This is a genomic window from Streptomyces sp. NPDC060031 (genome assembly GCF_042736805.1).
GTDB lineage: Bacteria > Actinomycetota > Actinomycetes > Streptomycetales > Streptomycetaceae > Streptomyces.
In genome coordinates this window covers 25,986-48,423 of sequence record NZ_JBHWVM010000037.1, presented here as the reverse complement: position 1 = coordinate 48,423, position 22,438 = coordinate 25,986, and the positions used below count along the sequence as shown (strand labels likewise).

Here is a 22,438-nt window from a genome sequence, read left to right as displayed (position 1 = left end):
TTCCAGAGTCGCGGGCCCCCGTCATCACTGGTTGCGGGCGCCCAGGACGAAGAGGAGGTAGACGAAGAAGGCGAAGAGGTGGCCCACGAACAAGTAGGCGATCAGCCTGATGACGAGACCGCGGGGGAACTTCGACTCCATGCGCCGCAATTTGGTCGGCGCGAGGGCCGGTTCGGTCGGTTCGGTCGGGGCGGCGGCCTCGGTCGGTTCGGCGGCCCCGCTCGGTTCGGCGGCCCCGCTCGGCTGGGTCGCCTCGATCGGCTCCGCCTCGGAATGCAGCGTCTCTCGCTGGGACATGGGTACGTCTCCTCGGCTATCGGTGGTGGTGCGTGGTTGCCCCGCCGCCCAGGCACAGCCCGGCGAGGCTGCTCTGCAGCAGGGTGTGGACGAAGAGCAGGTCGGCCCCGGCGGCGGTGGCCGCGCCGATCCGGTGCGGGGTGAGCGAGTCGAAGTGCGCGCTGTCCCCGGGCTCCAGCAGGTACTCGGTCTCCCCCAGGTGCAGCCGCAGCCGCCCCTGCAGCACGTACAGCCACTCCTCACCGGGGTGTACGCGGACCAGCTCGCCCGCGCCCCGGCTCTGCGGCACGTGCACGCGCAGTGCCTGCATCCCGCGGCCGGAGCCGCCGGCCGGCCAGTACGTCCAGCCGTCGGACTCGCGGGCCCCCGGGCCGCCGCCCCGTACGATGGGATCGGCCGCGGCCGGGGTCTCCCCGAGCAGCTCCGAGACCGTCGTGCCGTAGGTACGGGCCAGCCCGAGCAGCAGCGGCAGGGACGGCATCCGCTGTCCGGTCTCCAGCCGGGACAGGTGGGCCGGCGAGAGTTGGGCCCGCGCGGCGGCGGCCTCCAGGGTGAGCCCGGCACGGCGGCGCAGCTCGCGCAGTTGCGGGGCGACGGCGGGGAATTCCCCCACCGCGTCTTCGGGGCCGGGGCCACGGGCAGGACCGGTTGTCATGCCCCGATTGAGCCAGATTCTTGCCTGCCTGGCAATCTGGTTTGCCTCTGAGGCAAAAGCCTCCCCCCGCCCTACGCCACCCCGTCCGCCAGCACCGTCTCCACCGTGTCCGCCTGGTCCGCGCTCTTGTCGGGGCGGTGTCGCAGCACCCGCGCGAAACGCAGCGCGACCCCGGCCGGATAGCGCGGCGAGCGCTGCAGCCCGTCGTAGGCGATCTCCACGACCAGCTCGGGCCTGACCCGCACGGTGAACCCGTCGTCCGAGGTCGCCAGCTCGCCCAGCCGGGCGGACTGCCAGCGCAGCATCTCGTCGGTGAGCCCCTTGAAGGTCTTGCCGAGCATGGCGTACGAGCCGTCGGCGGCCCGCGCGCCCAGGTGCAGGTTCGACAGCAGCCCTGTGCGCCGCCCGTGGCCCCACTCGACGGCGAGGACCACCAGGTCGAGGGTGCGGACCGGTTTCACCTTGAGCCAGTGTTTGCCGCGCCGGCCGGCCGCGTAGGCAGAGTCGAGCGCCTTGACCATCACGCCCTCGTGGCCGCGACGCAGGGTCTCGGCCCAGAACTCCTCGGCCTCTTCCGCCTGCCCCGGCGGATCCTCGACGATCAGCCGCCGGACGCGATGGGTCTCGGGCACGAGCGCGGCGAGGGCCGCGTAACGCTCGCGGACCGGCAGGTCGAGGAGCACCCTGTCGCCGTCGGCCAGCACGTCGAAGAAATAGGGGACGACGGGGAGGGTCTGCCGGGCGGCGGCGACGTCGACGCGCGAGCCGACCCGGCTCGCGACCTCCTGGAAGGGCACCGGGCGGCCGTCCGGCGAGTGCCCGATCACCTCGCCGTCGAGGATGAACCGCTCCCCCGGCAGCGACCGGGCCAGCTCGGCCACCTCCGGCAGCCGGTCGGTGATCTCGTCCAGCGACCGCGTGTACAGCCGTACGTCGTCCCCCTCGCGGTGGACCTGTACGCGGATCCCGTCGAGCTTCTCCTCCACCGCGCAGGGCCCGAGCGCCGCCAGGGCCTCGGCCACCGACTTGGCGGTGTTCGCCAGCATGGGCTGTACGGGCTGACCGACGCGCAGGGTGACATCGCGCAGCGCCCGCGCCCCGTCGGCGAGGACGGCCGCCGCGACGCGGGGCAGCGAGCCGTCGAGCATCACGGCCCGGCGCAGCTCCGCGGCCGGCACCCCGGCAGCGGTGGCCACGCCCTCCAGTGCCACCGCGTCGAGCGCGCCCTGGCGCACCTCGCCGGAGAGCAGGCTGCGCAGGAACCGCTGCTCGGCTTCGGTGGCCGCGCCGAGCAGGCCGTCCAGGATCCGGCGCCGCTCGGCCTGCGCGCCCGCGCCCGCGACGGCGGCGAGCTCGGTCACCGCCGCGTCGACGCCGGCCACGGTCAGGGTGGGCTCGGCCGCGGGTTCGCTCTCCCGGGCCAGCGCGCGCCAGCCGATCCCCGGGCGGCCCTGCGGGAGCCGCCCGGCGAGGTACGAGATCACCAGCGCGGCCTCGTCCGCGGGGGCGGCGGCGAAGAGTTCCGCGAGCAGGGCGCTCTTCCGGGACCGGGCGGAGGTTTCGGCGACCTCCCGGGACACGCGCGCGACCTCGGCCAGCAGCATGCGGCCATCCTCCCGCCGGTCGGCGGCGCGCGCAGGTCGGCGGCGCGCGCAGGTCGGGCCGGGGCGCTCCCGCCCACCTCTGTCGCGGGCGGGTGTACCGCAGGCGCGGTATGCGCGGGCCGCGGCGTACTCCTCGAGAAGGTCCGGAGTTCAGCCTGCGGGGGCGCGGTCGGCGGGGGCCGGGCGTTTAGGGTTCCCGTATGAAGCTCCGACTGCCCCGGCGCCGCCGAAGCCGCCTGCTCGCGGGCGCGGCCGCCCTCGCCGTCGTCGCGGGGGCCGGCACACTGACGGCCACCGCCGCGGCCGGTGACTCCGCCACCGTGCACCGCCAGGACCAGGTGCTCGACATGCCCGGTGCCGCCATCGACACCTCATACTTCACCTCGGGCGGCGGGGAGAGACGCCCCGCCGTCCTCATCGGGCACGGCTTCGGCGGCAGCAAGGACGACGTCCGGGCGCAGGCCGAGCGGCTGGCCCGCGACGGCTACGCCGTCCTGACCTGGTCGGCGCGCGGCTTCGGCCGCTCCGGCGGCCGGATCGGGCTGAACGACCCCGACCACGAGGTCAAGGACGTCTCCCGGCTCATCGACTGGCTCGCGACCCGGCCCGAGGTGCGGCTCGACGCGAACGGTGACCCGCGCGTAGGCGTGACCGGCGGCTCCTACGGCGGGGCCATCTCCCTGCTGGCCGCCGGATACGACCCGCGCGTGGACGCCATCGCCCCGCAGATCACCTACTGGAACCTCGCGGACTCGCTCTTCCCGAACGACGTGTTCAAGAAGCTGTGGGCCGGCCTCTTCTTCACCACCGGCTCCGCGGGCGGGATGCAGCCGGGTCAGGCCGGAGCCCAGGCGCGCCCCGGGGCCGCCGACCCGCTCGCCGCGCCCGGCTGCGGGCGGTTCCAGCCCGAGCTGTGCGCCATGTACGAGCGGGTCGCGGTGGCCGGCAAGCCCGACGCCGAGGCCCGCGCCCTGCTGGAGAAGCGCAGCCCGTCGGCGGTCGGCGACCAGATCAAGGTCCCGACCCTCATCGTGCAGGGCCAGGACGATTCCCTCTTCCCGCTCGACCAGGCAGACGCCATGGCCAAGGCCATCGCCGCGAACGGCGCGCCCGTCTCCGTGGACTGGGCGGCCGGCGGACACGACGGCGGGATGCGCGAGGCCGACCGGGTCGGTGACCGGGTCAAGGCCTGGTTCGACCGCTACCTCAAGGACGACGAGGCAGTGGCGACCGGACCGGCGTTCCGCGTCACGCGCTCCGGCGGCATCGACTCCACCGACGGCGAGGTCAAACTGCGCGGGGCGAGCGGCGACAGCTACCCGGGTCTGCGGTCGGAACCGCGGGAGTTCGCCCTGGCCGGCCGGGAGCAGAGCTTCGGCAATCCGGCGGGCGGGGCGCCGCCGGCGCTGTCCTCGCTGCCCGGCATCGGCGGACAGCTCGCCGCCTTCGGAGCCGGGCTCTCGCTGGACTTCCCCGGGCAGAACGCCCGGTTCGAGACGGAGCCGCTGGACGCCGGGCTGCGGATCACGGGGACCCCGACCGTCACCCTGAAGGTGAGGTCGACGGCTGCGGACGGTTCGGCCGTGCTGTTCGGCAAGGTGTTCGACGTCGGGCCCGACGGCCGCCAGCAAGTGCTGCCGAATCAGCTGGTCGCCCCGGTGCGGGTGGAGAACGCCGGACAGGACGCGGCCGTCGAGCTGCGGCTCCCGGCGATCGATCACGCCGTCGAGGCCGGGCACCGGCTGCGGCTCGTGGTCGCCGCCACCGATCTCGGGTACGCGTCGCCGGCCGCGCCCGCCACGTACACCGTCTCGGCGCAGGGCCCGCTGGCCGTGCCCGTCGCGGACGGGGTACGGACCGCCTCGGCGGGGCTGCCCGCCTGGACCTGGGGGCTGCCGCTCGCGGCTCTGGCGCTGGCCGCGGGGTTGTTGGGAGTCCGGAGGACCGGCGGGGGCCGCGCCCGGGTGCGGGCGGGAGAACCGCAGCCCGAACCCGCGCTGGCCGACGTACCACTGGAAATCACCGGGCTGACGAAGCGCTACGCGAAGGCGCAGGACCGCTACGCCGTGCGGGACCTGTCCTTCCGGGTGGAGAAGGGACAGGTGCTCGGTCTGCTCGGGCCCAACGGTGCGGGCAAGACCACCACGCTGCGGATGCTGATGGGCCTGATCTCTCCGGACGCCGGGGAGATCCGGGTGTTCGGGCACGCGGTACGGGCCGGGGCGCCGGTGCTGTCGCGGGTCGGGGCGTTCGTGGAGGGCGCCGGCTTCCTGCCGCACCTGACGGGGCGCGCCAATCTGGAGCTGTACTGGCAGGCGACCGGCCGCCCCGCCGAGGACTCGCACATGGCGGAGGCGCTGGAGATCGCCGGGCTCGGCGACGCGCTGGAGCGCGCGGTGCGCACGTACTCGCAGGGCATGCGGCAGCGGCTCGCCATCGCGCAGGCCATGCTCGGCATGCCGGACCTGCTGATCCTCGACGAGCCGACGAACGGTCTGGACCCGCCGCAGATCCGCGAGATGCGGGACGTGATGATCCGTTACGCGGCGGGCGGGCGGACGGTCATCGTCTCCAGCCACCTGCTGTCGGAGGTGGAGCAGTCCTGCACGCACCTGGTGGTCATGGACCGCGGGCAGCGGGTGGCGGCCGGCGAGGTCGCCGAGATCACCGGCGGCGGGGACACCCTGCTGGTGACACTGGCCGAGCGCGTGGACGAAGGGATCGTGGAGAAGGTGGCCGCTCTGGAGGGAGTGGGTTCGGTGGTGCGCGCCGAGGACGGGCTGCTCGTACGGCTCGAAGGCGCGACGGCCGCCGCGCTGATCGCGGAACTCGTACGGCTGGAGGTGCCGGTGAGCGGAGTCGGTCCGCACCGCCGGCTGGAGGACGCCTTCCTCACCCTGATCGGAGGTCCGGCGTGAGTACGTCAGACGTGAGTACGGTCCAGGAGGTGGCCCCGGGCTACCACGCGGGCCGGACGCTGCCGCTGCGCGTGGAGGCGCTGCGGCAGTGGCGCCGGCGGCGGACGCTGGTGATGGGCGGGGTGCTGGCCGCGCTGCCGTTCGTCCTGATGATCGCGTTCGCGGTGGGCGGGGGTCCGGGCGGCGGCCCGGGCGGCGACGGCCGCATCACGCTCATCGACACGGCGACGGCCTCGGGCGCGAACTTCGCCGCCACCTGCCTGTTCGTGTCGGCCGGGTTCCTGCTGGTGGTGCCGGTGGCGCTGTTCTGCGGGGACACGGTCGCGTCGGAGGCCGGCTGGTCCTCGCTGCGCTACCTGCTGGCCTCGCCGGTGCCGCGGGCGCGGCTGCTGTGGAGCAAGCTGGTGGTCGCGCTCGGCTTCAGCCTGGCGGCGATGGTGCTGCTGCCGGTGGTGGCGCTGGCTGCGGGCACGGCCGCGTACGGGTGGGGACCGCTGAAGCTGCCGACGGGCGGCTCGCTGGCGGCCGGGGACACCGTGGGGCGGCTCGCGCTGGCCGTCGCGTTCGTTTTCGTGTCGCAGCTGGTCACGGCCGGGCTGGCGTTCTGGCTGTCGACCCGTACGGACGCGCCGCTGGGCGCGGTGGGCGGGGCGGTCGGGCTGACCATCGTGGGGAACGTGCTCGACGCGGTGACCGCGCTGGGGTCGTGGCGGGAGTTCTTGCCGGCGCACTGGCAGTTCGCCTGGGCCGACGCCTTGCAGCCGCAGCTGGAGTGGGGCGGGATGATCAAGGGGGCGGCGGTGTCGGTGTCGTACGCGGTGGTGCTGTTCGCCCTCGCGTTCCGGGGGTTCTCCCGCAAGGACATCGTGTCCTAGGCGCAGGTCAGGTCCTGCGGGAGAACCCGGGGCTGGTGTCAGCCGACGCCCGGAGTCAGCCAACTCCGGGTGTCAGCCGACTCCGGGTGTCAGCCCACGCCGGGTGCCACGGCGTCGATCTCGGCCAGCAGTTCGGGCTCCAGCGGGCGGTCGGCGACGGCCGCGTTGGCGCGGACCTGCTCGGCGGAGGTGGCGCCGGCGATGACCGAGGCGCAGCCCGGCTGGGCGGAGAGCCAGCCGATGGCGAGGTCCAGGACGGTGCGGCCGTGCTTCTCGGCGATGACGGCCAGCGCCTCGACGGTGTCGAGGCGCTCCTCGGTGAGGTACGCGTCTCGGCCTTCGAGGCGGGAGCCTGCCGGTACCGGCGCGCCCCGGCGGATCTTGCCGGTGAGCAGGCCGTTGGCGAGCGGGAAGTACGGCAGCACGCCGACGCCGTAGTTCAGGGCGGCCGGAACCAGCTCGCGCTCCGCCGACCGCTGGAGCAGTGACCACTCGTTCTGCGCGGAGACGAAGGGCGCCGAGCCGGTCTCCCGGGCGACGTGGGCGGCTTCGGCGAGCTGCCAGCCGCTGAAGTTGGAGTGGCCGATGTAGCGGATCTTGCCCTCGGCGACGAGCTCGGTGAGCGCGGCCAGGGTCTCGGCGACCGGGACGGTGGGGTCGGGGCTGTGCAGCTGGTAGAGGTCGATGTGGTCGGTCACCAGGCGGCGCAGGGACTCCTCGACAGCGCGCCGGATGTAGGCGCGGCCGCCCCGGGAGCCGGCGGCGGCTCCGTAACCCATGTCCATGCCGGCGAAGCCGAACTTGGTGGCGAGGACGACCTGGTCCCGGCGGCCCTTGAGGGCCTGGCCGAGGTGGGTTTCGGAGCCTCCGAGTCCGCCGTAGATGTCGGCGGTGTCGAGGAGGGTGATGCCCGCGTCGAGGGCGGCGTCGACCACGGCGCGGGTGGCCCGGGCGTCGAGGCGGCCGCCGAAATTGTTGCAGCCGAGCCCGACGGCGGACACCTGCAGACCTGAACTGCCAAGGGGGAGATGGCGCATGGGTTCCGTTCCTCCACTCACGACACTGACACTCATGAACACTCACGAGCGATCACACGAAGTTACCCCGCCGGCCGTGCCGCCCGGCGGCCGTGAGCACCCGCCTCCGCCTCACTCGAGGGTGACCACGGGCCCTGCCGCCCGGACCAGTACGTCGAGGACGACGCCGGCCTCGCCGACGGGCAGGTCGAGGCTCTCGTCGGGGGCGTTGCGGTCCAGGACGCCGAGCGGGACGCCGTCGGCGAAGACGTACCCGCGGTCGCCGAGGCCGTCGATCTGCACCGGCATGGCGGGGCGCGGGCCGGTGACGGTGGTGCGGTAGTGGATCAGACCGTGGTCCTGGCCGAGCTTCTCCATGGATTCGGGCGCGGGGCGCAGCACTGGCGGGCCGGCGAGGACGTCGAGGTGGGCGAGGAGCGGCGCCGTCCCCGCGGGGACGGCGAGGGCGGGCGTGATCCGCGACGGCGGCTGCGGCAGCGGACCGTCCGGGAGCGGGACGTACTTGCCGATGACCTCGCGGAACGCGTGGAACGTCGGGGTCAGTTCGCCGGCCTCGCCGATGGGTGCGTCGTAGTCGTAGCTGGTGACGGTGGGCTGGTAGCCGGGGTCTGCGGGGCGGGAGCCGGTGTGGTTGGCGCCGGCCCAGAAGCCGAAGTTGGTGCCGCCGTGAGCCGTCTAGAGGTTGACGGAGGCGCCGGTGGCGAGGAGTTCGTCGAGCGACTGCGCCGCCTCCTCGACAGCGCGGACGTGGTGCTCCTCGCCCCAGTGGTCGAACCAGCCGATCCAGAACTCCATGGCGGCGAGCGGGCCGCTCCGCTGGTAGCGGCGCAGGTGGGCGAGGCGTTCGGCGGGTTTGGCGCCGAAGGTGGCGGTGGCCAGCCGGCCGGGCACCATCCCGCCTTGGAGCATGGCGCTCTCGGGGCCGTCGGCGGTGAACAGCAGGCAGTCCACACCGCGTTCGACGAGGGCCTGTTCCACGTGGGCGCGGTAGCGGGTGTCGTTGCCGTACGAGCCGTACTCGTTCTCGATCTGTACGGCGACGACCGGTCCGCCGCGGCTCGCGAGCAGGGCAGCAGTTCGGGGACGACGAGGTCGAACCAGCCGTCCACCTCTGCCTCGAAGCGCGGGTCTGAGCAGCGCAGGTGGAGGCCGTCCACCGCGAGCAGCCGGGCGGGCAGGCCCCCGAACTCCCATTCGGCGCAGATGTACGGGCCGGGGCGGATGATCGCGTCGAGTCCGAGGTCCTGCGCGATGCGCAGGAAGCGGCCGAGGTCGCGCCAACCGGTGAAGTCGCCCTTGCCGGGAGCCGTCTCGTGGAAGCTCCAGGGGACGTAGGTGAAGTAGTGCCTGGTCGTGCGTGAGCATGCGCTGACTCTCGGGAGAGGTCGAGAAAGACCATAGGGGGATCTTCCTTGAGGCCACATGTAGACCAGCGTCAGGCACAGGTGCTCGCGCTCGTCCAGGAGCGGGGCAGCGCGCGCGTCACGGACCTGGCCCAGGAGCTCGGCGTCTCCCCGGTGACCCTGCGGCGGGACATCGAGACGATGGCGGCGCGGGGCGAAATCCTGCGGATGCACGGGGTGATCAGCCGGATGGAACCGGGCCGGACGGCGTTCGCCGCCACATCGGCCGCGTCGGCGGCGTCCGGGACGCGGGCCCGCACCGCGGCCGGCGCATCCAGCCCCTCGGCCGAGGGGCTGGTGATCGGGATGGTGGTGCCGACGACCGAGTACTACTACGCCGAAGTCGTACGGGCGGCCCGCGCGGTGGTCGAGGCGCGGGGCGCGCGCCTGAGGGTGGGACTGACCCGGTACCTGTCGGGCGAGGACCGGACCCAGGCGGACCGGCTGCTGTCCACCGGGGCGGACGGGCTGCTGCTGACGCCGAACTGGGACTCCGGCGCGCCCGGTCCGGGCGAGGGGGCATGGACGGCGGAACTGCCGGTTCCCACCGTGCTGGTGGAGCGGTGGGCCCCCCGCCGGGGCCTCCGGCGGCGGGTCTGGACCGTGTGACCTCGGACCACGCGCACGGCGCGGCGCGGGCGGTGCAGCACCTGGTGGAACTGGGGCACCGGCGGATCGCGCTGGCCAGCCGGGAGACGGCGACGACGGCGCGGCTGCGGGCCGGGTACGAGGCGGCCGTCGCCGCGCTCGGACTGGAGCCGGCGCCCGCGTGGCCGGCGGCCGGGGCCGGGCCGCTGTCGGACGCGGACCTGTTCGCCCGGACGCTGGACTACCTGCACGAGGCGGTGGCCAAGGGCGGGGTGACCGCGGCCCTGATCCACAGCGACACCGACGCGATCATGCTGATCCCGCGGCTCCAGGCGCGGGGCGTGCGGGTGCCCGAGGACCTGGCGGTGATCACGTACGACGACGAGGTGGCTGGGCTGGCCGACGTCGCGCTGTCGGCGGTGGCGCCGGCCAAGGGCGAGGTGGGCGCGCGGGCCGCGGGGCTGCTGCTGGACCGGCTGACGGCGGCCGGGACGGCGCAGGAGGGCACCCGGCAGCACCTGGAACTGCTTCCGCGGCTGACGATCCGCTCGTAGGGCACGGGCGGGGCGGGCGGGGCGAGTGACCGTTTCGATCGAGCCGCGCGTTCACTCGCGGCGACGGGCACGCACCAGCCCCGCCAGGTACTCCCGGCCCCCCGCGAGCTGTTCCGGCAGCTCGGCGGCGCCGGGGTGCCAGCGCTTCTCGTACTCCCAGCACAGCCAGCCGTCCGGATCGGCGGCGGCCGCGGCCTCGGCGAGCGGCAGTACTCCGGCGCCGAGCCCGAGCGGGGTCGGCTCCCCCGCCGACGCCACGTCCTTCACCTGTACGTAGCCCAGGTGCGCGGCGAGGGTCCGCCGCGACTCGGCCGGCGGCTCGCCACCGAGCCAGGTGTGCAGTACGTCCCACACTGCGCCCGTGCTCGGATGGGCGACCCGGTCGAGCACCCGGGCGGTGGCGGCCGCGGTGCGGTGCGAGTCGTGGGTTTCCAGCAGGATCCGCACCCCGTGGCGCTCGGCGAACGGGGCCGCGGCCAGCAGTCGGCGTACCGCGTGGTCGTCGGCGGCCGGGGCGGGCTGGTCGCCGCCGCCGGGGAAGACCCGGACGTAGGGGGCACGGAGGTCGGCGGCGAGCCCGATCAGGGCCCGGATCTCGGCGAGTACCGGCTCGTCCGGGCCGGCGGCCGCCACCCTCGCGTATCCCGCGACCCCCAGGACGGCGACCCCGGCGGCGGCCAGGGTCCGCAGTCCGACGGCGCGGTCGCCGGCCGGGCTGCCGGGGTGCAGGGGCTCCTCGGGGTGGGCGCGCAGCTCCAGGCCGTCGTACCCGTGGGCGGCGGCGAGTTCGGCGCTGCGCGCGAGCGGCGTGCCGGGCAGACCGAGCGTGGAGAACGCGTACCTCACGGACGGCTCCCCTCATGCCGGGGCGGCGGCGCGGTGGAGCCGCGCACCATCAGCTCGGCGGGCAGCGTCGTGATCCCGCCGGGCGGCAGCGGTCTGCGGCCGGTGACGAACTGCGCGGCGAGCGCGCCCGCCTCGCGCAGCGGCACGCGCACCGTGGTGAGCGGGGGCGCGGTGTCGAGGCAGACGGGCAGGTCGTCGAAGCCGGCGACGGAGACGTCTTCGGGGATGCGCAGGCCGGCCTCGCGCAGCGCGGCGGCGACTCCTGTGGCGACGGTGTCGTTGGCCGCGGCGACGACGGTGAAGGGGGCCCCGCGGCGCAGCAGTTCACGGGCGGCGTCGTACCCGGCGGACCGCTGGAGGCCGGCGTGGACGGTGAGGTCGGCGCAGCGGTCGGGCAGGCCGGGGTCGCGCCGATGCAGGGCTTCGTGGTGTCCGGCGAGGCGCTCCCGGGTGGTGCTCAGCCCCGGCGGACCGGCGACGTAGGCGATGCGGCGGTGGCCGAGCGACAGCAGGTGCTCGGCGAGGCGGAAGGCGCCGCCGTGGTCGTCGAACATGACGGTGGCGACGGGGAGTCCGGCGGGCACGGGCAGCGGGGGGCGGCCGCACAGGACCACCGGTGCCCCGGTGGCGGCGATCCGCGCGAGCCGGGCGGCGAGCGCGAGGGTGTGCCCCGGTTCCTCGACGGCGCTGCCGGTGAGGACGACTCCGCCGGCCCGCTGGCCCTCCAGGAGCGTGAGGTGGGCGAGCTCGGTCGCGGCGTCGCCCTCGGTGTTGCAGACGACGGCGAGACGGCGGGCGCCGGATTGCCCGGCGGGCGAGAGGGCGCTCTGGAAGGAGCCGGCGAGGATCCCGAAGAAGCTGTCGGCGATGTCGTGGACGAGGACGCCGACGAGGTCGGAGGGGGTGGCGGCCGCGAGCGCGCGGGCGGGGCCGTTGGCGATGTAACCGAGGTCTTCGACGGCCTGTTCCACACGGGTCCGGGTGGCGCCGGCCACCGGGTATCCGCCGTTCAGTACGCGCGAGACCGTCGCGGGCGACACGCCTGCCTGCGCCGCGACCTCGGCGAGGGTCACCGCCATCCGTACCCCTCCTTCTCTCTCGTCCGTCTCGTTGCCTTGTCGTGCTGCCGCGGGCTCATCGTCTCATCCGTGTGTGGATCTCCATGGTCGCGTATTCAGGAAGCGCTTTCCATCACCCGAAAGGGTCTTGCAGACCGTTGATGGATGACCCTAGCCTGATCGGAATGAAAGCGCTTTCTATCGTCGGCGGAGGAGGGGGACACCGTGGAGCGCAAGACCATCGAGATCGGCCTCGGCAACGGCACGGTCCTGTGGCCGGAGCCGGTGCTCGCGGCCGTCCTGGCCGATCCCGAGACCGAGGTCCATGTCGACGCGAAGGTCACCGGGGCCAGGGAGGCGGCCGTCCGGCAGGCCATAGCGGCGGGCAAGCACGTCTACTGCGAGAAGCCGACCACCCTGAGCTTCGAGTCCTCGCTGGAGCTGGCGCGGCTGGCCGCCGGGGCCGGGGTCAAGCACGGCGTGGTCCAGGACAAGCTGTTCCTGCCGGGCCTGCCGAAGCTCGAACGATTGATCGAGGGCGGGTTCTTCGACGAGGTCCTGTCCGTGCGCGAGGAGTTCGGCTACGGGGCCTTCGAGGGTGACTGGCAGCCCGCCGAGCGGGCGGGCTGCCCGAGGGCGACCGGGACCTGGTCGGGGCGCGCCGCCGGATCGCCGACATCCTGGGCGGGCTCGCGCCGTGGGCCGCCGCGCGCGGGGTGCGGCTGGGGATCGAGCCGTTGCGTCCGATGTACGCCTCGGACCGCTGTGTGGTCTCCACGCTCGGTCAGGCCCTGGACATCGCCGAGCAGTTCCCGGCGCGGGAGGTGGGGGTGGTGGCCGACTGGGTGACTCCGCTGCCCGAGGGCGTGCTGCCTGGCCGGGGGCAGTTGGGGGACGGCTGCATCGACCTGCGGGGTTTCCCGGAGCTGGCCGACGCGGCCGGATACCGGGGCCCGGTGGAGGTGGAGATCTTCCCCGGCGCTGTGGGCCCGGGACGGCGGGGACGTACTGCGGGAGGTGATCGACCGCTACCGCGAACACGTCGCGTGCGGCGGGCGCGGCCCCGGCCGGAAACTCGCTTCGCCCCTTGCCGCGATCCCCCTACTGTGGCGCGGTGACGACTCAGGTGATCGTGCTCAACGGCGGCTCCAGCTCGGGCAAGTCCGGGATCGCCCGGTGCCTGCAGGCCGTTCTGCCGGATCCGTGGCTGGCCTTCGGTGTCGACACGCTCATCGACGCGATGCCCGCGTCCCTGCGCAATGCGGACGCGTGGATCGAGTTCGCCCCGGGCGGCGAGGTGGTCGTCGGGCCGGAGTTCCGGGCGCTGGAAGCGGCATGGATCGAGGGGATCGCCGCCATGGCGCGCGCGGGTGCCCGGGTCGTCGTCGATGAGGTGTTCCTCGGCGGAGCGCAGTCCCAGCAGCGTTGGCAGCAGGCTTTGGGCGGGCTGCGGGTGTTGTGGGTCGGCGTCCGTTGCGAGAGCGCGGTCGCGGCGGGCCGCGAGGTGGCACGGGGCGACCGGGACATCGGGATGGCCGTGTCGCAGGCGGACATGGTCCACACGGGCGTGCTCTACGACGTCGAGGTGGACACGACGCACACCGAGTCGATGGAGTGCGCGCGGGCCATCGCCGCACGTGTCGAGTAGCTCGGCGCCCGGTGGCCGGCACGGGCCGACGGGACGAAGCCCGGGGCGGTAAAAGCCTGGGCCGAAGCGTGAAATAGCGTGCCCTCCATGGATCAGGAGTACATGGCCGGGGACGGCGAAGGCGCAGGCAGACGGCGGTTCCTCGCCATCGCGACGGGCGCGGCCACGGCAGCCGGGCTCGGTACGGTGGCCGGCTGCGCGAGCGGCGACGCCGGCGGGGCGAACATGGTGGACGGGGCGGGGTCCGGCAAGAACCCGAAGCCGTCCGGAGCGCCGGGCAAGGACGGGCCGCACGGCTTCGACGTCAAGGCCGAGAACGCCCGCCCCGCAAACGCCGACTGGCACGTGACCAAGGCCGGACCGGCGCGGGCCATCGAGGGGTTCGCGGACAAGGTCAGCGTGCTGCCCGGCGAGTCGTTCGGACTGCACGTGTCCACCACCGCGCCCCGGTTCACGGTCTCCGCCTACCGGATGGGCTGGTACGGCGGCGCCCGCGCCCGCCTGGTGTGGCGCTCCGAGGCGCTGCCCGGCGTGCGGCAGCCCGAGCACACCGTGGACCCCGGGACCCGGATGGTCCGCACCCGATGGGCCCGCACCACCACCGTCGAGACCAAGGACTGGCCCGAGGGCTGCTACCTGCTGCGGCTGGATGCGCAGGGCGGCGAGGGTCAGCGGTTCGTTCCGGTGACCGTCCGCTCGGCGGCCACGACAGGACGTACGGTCGTGGTCAACGCCGTGGCCACCTGGCAGGCGTACAACCGGTGGGGCGGCTACGGCAGCTACGACGGCCCCAACGGCGGCTACGCCTCGCGCTCGCTCGCCGTGTCCTTCGACCGCCCCTACGAGTACGACGACGGCGCGGGCCTGTTCCTCGTGTACGAGGCGCCGCTGCTCGCGCTCGCCGAGCGGCTCGGCATACCCCTGGCCTACACGACGACCACCGACGTGGCCCGGGAGAAGCGCCTCCTGGAGGGCGCCTCGGCGGTGCTCTCGCTCGGCCACGACGAGTACTGGTCGCCCGAGCAGCGCGCCCACTTCACCGCCGCCCGCGACGCCGGGACGAACATCGCGATCCTGGGGGCGAACTGCTGCTTCCGCCGTATCCGGCTGGAGCCCTCCGACCTGGGGCCGGACCGTACGCTGGTCTGCTACAAGTCCTCCTACGACCAGGACCCCGGTTTCAAACGCGGCCATCCGGCCACCGTCGACTTCCGCTCGCCGCCGGCCGCGGACCCGGAGAGCTCGCTGCTGGGCGTGATCTACGACGGCTACCCGGTGGACGCCCCGTACATCGTGACGAACCCGGGCCACTGGCTGTTCGAGGGCACCGGGGCCAAGGCGGGCGACCGTTTCGCGCACCTGGTCGGCGTGGAGTACGACAAGGTCAACACCGGTTTCCCGACGCCCCGTCCGATCGAGATCCTGGCCCACTCCCCCGTGGTCTGCGAGGGCCGCCCCAGCCACCAGGACACGGCGTACTACACGGTGCCGAGCGGCGCCGGGGTCTTCGCGACCGGGACGATGCGGTGGGTGGAGGCCCTCGACGCGACGGGCGACGGGCGCAGCGGCGCCAACCACGGCCTGGACGCACGGTCGGGGGCGCTGACCACCCGGGTGACGGAGAACCTGCTGCGGACCTTCGCCGCGGGCCCGGCCGGCCGCACCCACCCGGCGCAAGACAACGTCAAGGCGGTTTACGGGGGTTCGTGATGGCGCGATTGCGGTGGACTCCACCCGGAAGGGCTGTTTAGGATCACGTCACGGCATCGCGTGTCGGTCACCGACCGGGTGAGGCATGGAGGCGCCGTGACGTGCCTTTCGGAGGCATCCATACATGTCGGTACAGCTGAACCACACGATCGTCCACTCCCGTGACAACCGGGAGTCCGCCGAGTTCCTGGCGCACGTTCTCGGCCTCGAGGTCGGAACCGAGTGGGGACCGTTCATCCCCGTCGAAACCGCGAACGGCGTCACCCTGGACTTCGCGACCATCCCGGCCGCGTCCATCAGCGTGCAGCACTACGCCTTCCTGATCTCGGAGGCGGAGTTCGACGCCTCGTTCGAGAAGATCCAGGCCGCCGGGATCCCGTACTTCGCGGACCCGCACCGCAAGCACCCGGGCGAGATCAACCACAACGACGGCGGCCGCGGGGTCTACTTCCTGGACCCCAGCGGTCACGCGATGGAGATCATCACCCGCCCGTACGGCTACCAGCCGGACCCTGCCGAGTAGGCCGAAGGCCGGTCCCCCCTTCGCCGTGAACCCGGCGGGCGTGCGCCTCCTGCCCGCCGGGGAGCGGCCGGACGATGCGCGGATGCGGCAAGTCGCGGACGAGGGCCAATACGGGGGGCGGGCAGCCGGGGGTGGCGGCCCGCCGCGTCCCGTACCCCTGCCTGCGGGTCGGCGAGGAGGCGGAGCACCGGTTCCGCGGACAGCCGCGGGTCGGTGGCGGCCCGCTGCCGGACTTTCTCCTGCCCGTCCCGGCTGAAGCGTTCCACCAGCCCGGCCGTCGAGTCCGGGTCGTCGAGCGCCGGCTGCCGAAGCCGCGGGTGCGGGGCCTCGGCGAAGCGGAGCAGGTCGCGCCGCGGGAAGTTCGGTTGCCCGTACGGCCGGTCGGGCGCGGAGAAGCTCCCGTTCCACCACTGCCACACCTCGAGCAGCATCTCGGCGGGCGCGTCGTCACACTTCTCGGCGAGGAAGAGCCGTACGACCCGGTCCTCGTCCCGCGCCAGCCGCCGGGCCGTCGCCACGCTGCTGCGCACCAGCAGGTGCGCCGAGCCCGCGAGGCGTCGCATCGCCTCCGGGTCCTCGTGCAGGGCCACCACCCACGGGACCGGATTCCGCATCCCGCCGGGGGCGACGTCCACGGCCCCGGCGGCCCGGTTGCGGCTCAAGCCGTCCAGCCAGTCCGGGGCAGCCTGCTTCCCGCGTCCTCGCCGTACTCCAGGCGGCCCCAGACCTCGTCAGTCGCCCGCTCGTGCTCCATCCACCGGAAGGTAGACGATGTTCGCCGCGCCGGTGTCCGGGTGGATCGCGATGCGCGTGCGCACGCCATAGACCTCGCGCAGCAGTTCCTCCGTGAGGACCGCGTCCGGTGTCCCGGAGGCGGCCACCCGCCCGTCGCGGACCACGTACAGCCGGTCGCAGAAGGCGGCGGCGAGGTTGAGGTCGTGCAGGACGAGCAGCCCGGTCGCGGGCAGGGAGCGGACCAGGGCCAGGATCTCCAGCTGGTAGCGGATGTCCAGGTGGTTGGTCGGTTCGTCGAGGGCGAGCAGGCCGGCGTCCTGGACGAGGGCGCGGGCCACCAGGGCGCGCTGGCGTTCGCCGCCGGAGAGCTCCTCGAAGCGGCGCGCGGCAAAGCCGGCCGCACCCACGGTCTCCAGGGCCTCGGCGACCCTGCGCGCGTCGTCCGGGCCGTCCTGTTCCCAGAACCGCTTGTGGGGGCTGCGCCCCATGGCCACGACCTCGCGCACGGTCAGCCCGAAGGTGCCGCCGGCGTCCTGCGGCACGACCGCCACCCGCCGGGCGCGGTCCTTGACCCCCAGCTCGGCCACGTCCACGCCGTCCAGCAGTACGCGGCCGGCCGCGGGCCGCAGAGCGCCGTAGACGCAGCGCAGCAGCGTCGTCTTGCCACTGCCGTTGGGGCCGACCACGCCGACCGTCTCGCCGGGGCGGGCGATGAGGTCGACTCCGTGCAGCAGCGTGTGCCCGTCGGTCTCGTAACGCACGGCCTCTACCGCGAGTTCCAGCGGCCGGGATCCCGGTCCCGCCGTCATCCCGCCACCCCCTCGGTACGGGTGGACCTGCGCAGCAGCCACAGGAAACACGGTCCGCCGACCAGCGCCGTGACCACGCCGACCGGGATCTCCTCGGGCGCGGCGGCGGTACGGGCGACCAGGTCGGCCAGGGTCAGGAACACCGCCCCGCCCAGCGCGGCCACCGGCAGCAGCGCGCGGTGTCCGGCGCCGACGACCATCCGGGCGGCGTGCGGAACCATCAGCCCCACGAAGCCGATCGCCCCGCTGTACGCCACCAGAACCCCGATGACCAGGGAGGTCAGGACGAACACGGCGGCGCGGAACCGTCCGGTGTCCAGGCCCAGCGTCCGCGCGCCCTCCTCGCCCGCGAGCAGCAGGTCGAGCGGCCTGGCCAGGGCGATGAGCAGGCCGGTGCCGACGAGGAGCCCGGCGGCGGGCAGGGCCAGTTCGTCCCAGCGGGCGCCGCCCAGGCCGCCGAGGGTCCAGAACAGGACGCTGCGGATCTGGTCGGGGTGCGCGGCGAGCACCAGTACCAGGCTGGTGAGGGCGGACAGGACGTACTGGACGGCGACCCCGGCGAGGATCAGCCGGCCGGTGCTCATGGTGCCGCCGCGCCGGGCCAAGGCGTAGACGGCGACGAGCGCGCCCATCGACCCGGCGAAGGCGGCGAGCGGCACCCCCACGCCGCTGGCGATGCCCCCGGCTCCCGCACCCGCCCCCGCCCCCGCCCCCGCCCCGAGCACGATGACCGCGACCGCACCCGCCGAGGCCCCTGAGGAGGCCCCGAGCAGGAAGGGGTCGGCCAGCTGGTTGCGTACGAGGGCCTGCAGCACGGTGCCCGCGACGGCCAGCCCGGCGCCGACGAAGGCCCCGAGCAGCACCCGTGGCATGCGTACGTCCCACACGATGGAACCAAAGGCTCCGCTGCCCGGGCCCGGTCCGGCGAGCAGGATGTCGAGCACCTGGCCGGGGGCGATCCGTACCGGCCCGAGGGCCAGGCCCGCGACGGCGGACGCGGCCAGTGCGCAGGCGAGCACGACGAGGACGAGCGGGGTGCGGCGCCGCCTCACGCGGCGTCGGGGTGGAGCTGGCGGGCCAGGGACTCGACGGCGTCGGCGACGCGTACGCCGAGCACGGCCGAGGACAGCGGGAGCACGACGAAGCGCTGGTTCTTGATCGCGGGAACCTGCGCCAGCGCCGGGTCGTTCAACAGGCGCTGCTTCTTGGCTTCGACGGTGGTGCCGCCGTAGTCGTAGATGAGGACCACCTCGGGCCGGCGCTCGATGACCTTCTCCCACGACACGTCACCGAAGGTGTCCTTGAGGTCGGCGAAGGCGTTCGTCCCGCCGGCCAGCGAGACGATCTGATTGCCGATTCCGTTGCCTCCCGAGGTGAAGGCGGAGGCCTCGCCGGAGTCGTAGACGAAGACGGACGGCTTGGCCCGGCCCTTCACCCGCGCGGTGACGGCGTCGATGCGGCGCTGCTCGTCCTCGATGAGCTCGGCGCCGCGCTCGGGTACGCCGAAGGTCCGCGCCACCTCGGTGATCTCGGTCTTGAGCTGGTCGAGGCCGACCGGCCCCTCGGTGCAGTACTCCACGCTGAGCCGCGAGTTGATGCCGGACTTGGCGAGTCCCTCGCGGTCGCGGCCCTGGGCCTTGTCGAAAGCGCTGGAGTAACCCCCGTAGACGAAGTCGGGGTTGGCTCCGAGGAGGATCTCCTTGGAGGGGTACTCCTTGGCCAGCACCTTGAGCTCGTCGTAGGCGGGCCGGTAGGCGGGGAGCACCGCGTCGTCCAGGTAGGCGGTCCCGGCGATCTTCTCCTCCAGCCCGAGGGCGAGGAGGATCTCGGTCGCGTGCTGGTTCATGGTGACGGCCCGTCGGGGCGGGGCCTGGTAGGTGCTGGTCGTCCCGCAGTTCGTGACGGTGTACGGGAATCCGGGCCCGGCGGTGGCTCCTGACGGCCGGTCCCCCGCATTCGGGGAGCCGCCGCAGGCGGCCAGGGGTATCAGCAGTGAAACCGGCACACATGCGCGCAGGAGGGCGCGGGAACGCGACATCGCGAAGCCTCTCCGGGGGATCCGCGTCCCCTGGCCGAAGTGAAGAGGCGGTGCGTCAGTGTCTGACTCCCGGTTCCCGCGGGCGGGCTCCGGTCACAGTGGCGGGACCGCACCGGATTCGCACCGGTTTCCTGTCCTGCACCGCCTGGGATGACCCGCCCCAGTCTGCCAGACGCCGGCCGACGGGCCCCGCGGGGAAACGACGAACGCCCAGGGCGAGGGATCTCGCGCCTGGGCGTCCACGGTTGGGCGTTCACGACAGAGCCGTTGTACAGCGTTGCAGGGGCGGCAGGATTCGAACCTGCGGCCTTCGGTTTTGGAGACCGGCGCTCTGACCAGCTGAGCTACACCCCTTCGGTGGGACCAACCATGGCACGACGCAGGCCGAAGATCCACCGAATTCAGGGGTCAACTCGCGGGAATCTCGGCGCCGGTGTGCGCGCCGGCGGACCGCAGCCAGGCGATCAAGGGTCCGTCTTCGCTGGTCAGAGCAATATCGAGAGGTGTCAGGCCGCCGTGGCCGATCCAGTCGACGTCCGCGCCTTGAGACAGCAGGTATTGGGCTGTGGACAGCCGGCCTCCGTGACAGGCCCCCCAGAAGGCACTCGTGACGTCTTCCCGGGGCACGCCGGCGGCGAGGAACTCCTCGACGCGTTCCAGGAGTCCGAGGGCCGCGGCGTCCTCGAGGCCGGGGCGGGCGCCGTGCTCGATGAGGCGGCGCGCGGCGCGCCACTGGCCGAAGCCCGTCGCGTCGGCGAGCGGGGTGCCGCCGCCGAGGAGGCCGCCCGGCGCCTCGATGTCGGCGCCCACCGCGATGAGGGCGTCGACGGCGGCCACGTCGTCGTTGCTGGCGGCCCAGTGCAGCGGGGTCTCCGCGTGCGCCCCGACGAACCGGGCCCCGGGGTCCGCCCCGGCGGCGACGAGGGCGTGGATCACCTCCGTGGTCTGCGGGTAGTGGCCAGGCCAGTCGGTCGCGACGTGCAGCAGGCTGCGCTCCCCGGCCGCCGCGCCCCGCCGCACGATGCGGCAGGTCGCGAGCCCGGGGTGCGCGTCCAGGAGTCGCCGCAGCTCCGACAGGTCGCCGGCGCGGATCGCGGCCGAGACGGAGACGGCGAGCGGGTCGCCGGATTCGAGGGAGAGCATGGGCCCAGGCTACGAGGGCCCGCGCCGCTACGGCGGGTGGCGGGACCGGGGGACGCGGAGGATCGTGGGCAGGGTGATCCGTGGAACAGCAGGTTCCGCCATGCGCCGGCGCGGGCGGCCCGGCCCCGGGACACGGCTGCGGGCGCCCCTGGCCGCCATCGTCCTGCTGCTTCCCGCCCTGCTGGGCGCGGCCGGCCCCTCCGGTCAGACCGTCCCGCTGTCCGGCAACGGCCCGGGCGAGCGGCTCGACGTCACATTGAGCCAGGTGGTGGATCCGGCGAGCCCCGCGCCCGAGGATTCCGACCGGCTGGTCTCCGTACAGTTCCACCTGGAGAACACCGGGACCGCCGTGTACAAGGACTCCCCGGCCCCCGCCGCGCACCTGCTGGACGCGTACGGGCAGCGTTACACCGGCTCCAACGCCTCGACGGAGGCCGGTGCGGTCTTCCCCGACACCGTCACGCTCAGCCCCGGCGGCACGGCGTCCGGCTTCGTCACCTTCCGACTGCCCGAGGACGCTCCGCTCGCCGCGGTGCAGTTCGCCCTCAACGGCGGCCTGGCCGACGACGTCGGCCAGTGGAGCCTGTCCTGACCCCACGTCCGCACCCGCCCCGCCCCGCCCGCCCCCTTGACCAATTCTGGTCCAGACCAATAGTTTCCGCATGCACAGCGCACGCACAGCACGGCTCAGGAGCACCACTCCCCCGCCTCCGCCGCCCACGGCGCCACCCCGTACAAAAGGGTCGGGTACTTCACCCAATGGGGCGTCTACGGACGGGACTTCCAGGTACAGGACCTCGAGGCGAACGGCAGCGCCGGCAAGCTCACCCACATCAACTACGCCTTCGGCAACATCGGCGCGGACGGCAAGTGCTTCACCGGCAACGTGCCCGGTGAGGCCGACGCCTGGGCCGGCTACGTCCGCCCGCTCGACGCCGAGAACTCCGTGGACGGCGTCGCCGACGACGGGGAGCAGCCCCTCGCCGGCAGCTTCAACCAGCTGCGCGAGCTCAAGGCCAGGAACCCCGGCCTCAAGGTCCTGCTCTCGCTGGGCGGTTGGAGCTGGTCCACGCACTTCTCCGACGCCGCGCTCACCCCGGCCTCCCGCAAGGCGCTCGTGGCGTCCTGCATCGACCTCTACATCAAGGGGAATCTGCCGCGGGACGGCGCCCGCGGGGGCGCGGGGGCGGCCGCCGGGGTCTTCGACGGGATCGACCTCGACTGGGAGTGGCCCGGATCGGCCGGCGACACCGACACCACCCACCGGCCGCAGGACAAGCGCAACTTCGCCGAGCTGGTCAAGGAGTTCCGCACCCAGCTGGACGCGTACGCCCGCAGCCAGAGGAAGCGGACCACGTACGAGCTGACGGCCTTCGTCCCCACCGCCCCCGCCAAGATCGACGCGGGCTTCGACGTCCGCCGGATCATGTGCGACCTCGACTTCGTGACCCTCCAGGGCTACGACTTCCACGTCTCCGGCGAGCAGAGGACGGCGCAGCAGTCCGCGCTGTACGCCCGGGACGACTTCAGCGTGGCCGGCACGGTCGAGGCCTGGGAGCGGCGCGGCGCGCCCGCGCGCAAGCTGGTGATGGGCATGCCGTTCTACGGACAGGGCTGGACCGGCGTCAGCGGCGGCGGGGACGGCATGGGCCGGCCGGCCACGGGCCCGGCGCCGGCCACCTGGGCGGCCGGGTACGAGGACTACAAGGCGCTGAAGAAACTGGCCGACGCGGGCCCGTACGAGGTGTACCGCGACCGGCGCGGCGGCCACGCCTGGCTGTTCGACGGCAGCACGCTGTGGACGTACGACGACCCGCAGGTACTGCGCACCAAGACCCGGTACATCCGCGAAGAGGGCCTGGGCGGCGCCATGTTCTGGTCCCTGGACGCCGACACCGCCGACGGCGAGCTGATGACGGCCGTCGACCAGGGCCTGCGCGGCCGCTGAGCCCCCCCGGGCGGACCCCCGACAGCGCCGCCGGGCCGCGGAATCGACC

The 22,438-nt window shown here is 73.7% G+C and carries 18 protein-coding genes, 1 tRNA gene, 5 pseudogenes and 1 riboswitch; of the genes and pseudogenes, 10 read left to right on the top strand and 14 right to left on the bottom strand.

The features are described from left to right. Positions 1 to 24: 24 nt before the first annotated feature. The 3 genes from ACFWB8_RS18580 to ACFWB8_RS18570 form a co-directional block, all read right to left on the bottom strand. A complete protein-coding gene (locus ACFWB8_RS18580) occupies positions 25 to 297 on the bottom strand; it encodes a DUF6126 family protein (RefSeq protein ID WP_385227599.1) in 273 nt (90 codons plus the stop codon). Between the two features lie 16 nt (positions 298 to 313). Beyond that, positions 314 to 952 carry a helix-turn-helix domain-containing protein gene (locus ACFWB8_RS18575; RefSeq protein ID WP_385227596.1) on the bottom strand — a complete coding sequence of 213 codons (639 nt, stop codon included), beginning with the start codon at positions 950 to 952 and terminating at the stop codon, positions 314 to 316. 71 nt (positions 953 to 1,023) lie between these two features. Then, entirely contained in the window at positions 1,024 to 2,556 is a 1,533-nt protein-coding gene (locus ACFWB8_RS18570; RefSeq protein ID WP_385227593.1) for an ATP-dependent DNA ligase, read from the bottom strand. A gap of 200 nt (positions 2,557 to 2,756) precedes the next feature. On the opposite strand from ACFWB8_RS18570, the gene ACFWB8_RS18565 reads away from it, so the two are divergent. Further along, positions 2,757 to 5,474, top strand: coding sequence for an alpha/beta fold hydrolase (locus tag ACFWB8_RS18565; RefSeq protein ID WP_385227590.1), 2,718 nt, complete (start codon positions 2,757 to 2,759; stop codon positions 5,472 to 5,474). Further along, positions 5,471 to 6,349, top strand: a complete 879-nt coding sequence (locus ACFWB8_RS18560) for an ABC transporter permease (protein ID WP_385227587.1) — start codon at positions 5,471 to 5,473, stop codon at positions 6,347 to 6,349. The genes ACFWB8_RS18565 and ACFWB8_RS18560 overlap by 4 nt, the downstream gene beginning before the upstream one ends. Positions 6,350 to 6,438: 89 nt before the next feature. On the opposite strand, the gene ACFWB8_RS18555 is transcribed toward ACFWB8_RS18560, so the two are convergent. The 3 genes and pseudogenes from ACFWB8_RS18555 to ACFWB8_RS18545 all read right to left on the bottom strand — a co-directional run. Beyond that, the gene (locus tag ACFWB8_RS18555; RefSeq protein WP_385227584.1) at positions 6,439 to 7,386 is read right to left on the bottom strand and encodes an aldo/keto reductase; all 948 of its coding nucleotides are present in this window, start codon (positions 7,384 to 7,386) and stop codon (positions 6,439 to 6,441) included. Positions 7,387 to 7,497: 111 nt separating this feature from the next. Beyond that, complete coding sequence (locus ACFWB8_RS18550; RefSeq protein ID WP_385227656.1) at positions 7,498 to 7,743, bottom strand: hypothetical protein; 246 nt, start codon at positions 7,741 to 7,743, stop codon at positions 7,498 to 7,500. A gap of 204 nt (positions 7,744 to 7,947) precedes the next feature. After that, positions 7,948 to 8,810 (bottom strand): annotated as a pseudogene (locus ACFWB8_RS18545) (beta-galactosidase); the annotation flags it as partial. Between ACFWB8_RS18545 and ACFWB8_RS18540 the strand changes: the two are divergent. Next, positions 8,799 to 9,931: pseudogene (locus ACFWB8_RS18540) on the top strand (substrate-binding domain-containing protein). The pseudogenes ACFWB8_RS18545 and ACFWB8_RS18540 sit on opposite strands and share 12 nt — an antisense overlap. Positions 9,932 to 9,982: 51 nt before the next feature. Here ACFWB8_RS18540 and ACFWB8_RS18535 read toward each other — a convergent pair. Both ACFWB8_RS18535 and ACFWB8_RS18530 read right to left on the bottom strand, forming a co-directional pair. After that, complete coding sequence (locus ACFWB8_RS18535) at positions 9,983 to 10,777, bottom strand: sugar phosphate isomerase/epimerase family protein (RefSeq protein WP_385227581.1); 795 nt, start codon at positions 10,775 to 10,777, stop codon at positions 9,983 to 9,985. Then, positions 10,774 to 11,856: a LacI family DNA-binding transcriptional regulator gene (locus ACFWB8_RS18530; protein WP_385227578.1), complete on the bottom strand. Its 1,083-nt coding sequence runs from the start codon at positions 11,854 to 11,856 to the stop codon at positions 10,774 to 10,776. The genes ACFWB8_RS18535 and ACFWB8_RS18530 overlap by 4 nt, the downstream gene beginning before the upstream one ends. 225 nt (positions 11,857 to 12,081) lie before the next feature. On the opposite strand from ACFWB8_RS18530, the pseudogene ACFWB8_RS18525 reads away from it, so the two are divergent. The 5 genes and pseudogenes from ACFWB8_RS18525 to ACFWB8_RS18505 form a co-directional block, all read left to right on the top strand. Further along, positions 12,082 to 12,456 (top strand): annotated as a pseudogene (locus tag ACFWB8_RS18525) (Gfo/Idh/MocA family oxidoreductase); the annotation flags it as partial. Further along, positions 12,453 to 12,879 (top strand): annotated as a pseudogene (locus tag ACFWB8_RS18520) (sugar phosphate isomerase/epimerase family protein); the annotation flags it as partial. The pseudogenes ACFWB8_RS18525 and ACFWB8_RS18520, both read left to right, overlap by 4 nt. Before the next feature lie 70 nt (positions 12,880 to 12,949). Next, on the top strand, positions 12,950 to 13,483 hold the full coding sequence (cpt, locus tag ACFWB8_RS18515) for a chloramphenicol phosphotransferase CPT (RefSeq protein ID WP_385227575.1): 534 nt from the start codon (positions 12,950 to 12,952) through the stop codon (positions 13,481 to 13,483). A gap of 87 nt (positions 13,484 to 13,570) precedes the next feature. Continuing rightward, positions 13,571 to 15,193 carry a N,N-dimethylformamidase beta subunit family domain-containing protein gene (locus ACFWB8_RS18510; RefSeq protein ID WP_385227571.1) on the top strand — a complete coding sequence of 541 codons (1,623 nt, stop codon included), beginning with the start codon at positions 13,571 to 13,573 and terminating at the stop codon, positions 15,191 to 15,193. Positions 15,194 to 15,317: 124 nt separating this feature from the next. Further along, positions 15,318 to 15,716 (top strand): VOC family protein, encoded by a 399-nt coding sequence (locus ACFWB8_RS18505; RefSeq protein WP_385227568.1) that lies wholly within the window; start codon positions 15,318 to 15,320, stop codon positions 15,714 to 15,716. Here ACFWB8_RS18505 and ACFWB8_RS18500 read toward each other — a convergent pair. The 6 genes from ACFWB8_RS18500 to ACFWB8_RS18475 form a co-directional block, all read right to left on the bottom strand. Further along, positions 15,692 to 16,378: a hypothetical protein gene (locus tag ACFWB8_RS18500; protein ID WP_385227565.1), complete on the bottom strand. Its 687-nt coding sequence runs from the start codon at positions 16,376 to 16,378 to the stop codon at positions 15,692 to 15,694. The two genes, ACFWB8_RS18505 and ACFWB8_RS18500, sit on opposite strands and share 25 nt — an antisense overlap. A gap of 69 nt (positions 16,379 to 16,447) precedes the next feature. Continuing rightward, complete coding sequence (locus ACFWB8_RS18495) at positions 16,448 to 17,260, bottom strand: ABC transporter ATP-binding protein (protein WP_385227562.1); 813 nt, start codon at positions 17,258 to 17,260, stop codon at positions 16,448 to 16,450. Continuing rightward, positions 17,257 to 18,312, bottom strand: coding sequence for a FecCD family ABC transporter permease (locus ACFWB8_RS18490; protein ID WP_385227560.1), 1,056 nt, complete (start codon positions 18,310 to 18,312; stop codon positions 17,257 to 17,259). The genes ACFWB8_RS18495 and ACFWB8_RS18490 overlap by 4 nt, the downstream gene beginning before the upstream one ends. After that, positions 18,309 to 19,298: an ABC transporter substrate-binding protein gene (locus ACFWB8_RS18485; protein ID WP_385227557.1), complete on the bottom strand. Its 990-nt coding sequence runs from the start codon at positions 19,296 to 19,298 to the stop codon at positions 18,309 to 18,311. The genes ACFWB8_RS18490 and ACFWB8_RS18485 overlap by 4 nt, the downstream gene beginning before the upstream one ends. 35 nt (positions 19,299 to 19,333) lie before the next feature. Further along, a riboswitch (cobalamin riboswitch) is annotated at positions 19,334 to 19,472 on the bottom strand. Between the two features lie 106 nt (positions 19,473 to 19,578). Then, positions 19,579 to 19,652 (bottom strand) — tRNA-Trp (locus ACFWB8_RS18480). Between the two features lie 54 nt (positions 19,653 to 19,706). Then, positions 19,707 to 20,441, bottom strand: a complete 735-nt coding sequence (locus tag ACFWB8_RS18475) for an ankyrin repeat domain-containing protein (RefSeq protein ID WP_385227554.1) — start codon at positions 20,439 to 20,441, stop codon at positions 19,707 to 19,709. Positions 20,442 to 20,541: 100 nt separating this feature from the next. Between ACFWB8_RS18475 and ACFWB8_RS18470 the strand changes: the two genes are divergently transcribed. Both ACFWB8_RS18470 and ACFWB8_RS18465 read left to right on the top strand, forming a co-directional pair. Then, complete coding sequence (locus tag ACFWB8_RS18470) at positions 20,542 to 21,033, top strand: hypothetical protein (RefSeq protein ID WP_385227551.1); 492 nt, start codon at positions 20,542 to 20,544, stop codon at positions 21,031 to 21,033. A 135-nt stretch (positions 21,034 to 21,168) separates the two neighbouring features. Further along, a pseudogene (locus ACFWB8_RS18465) lies at positions 21,169 to 22,389 on the top strand (glycoside hydrolase family 18 protein); the annotation flags it as partial. Between the last annotated feature and the right edge of the window lie 49 nt (positions 22,390 to 22,438).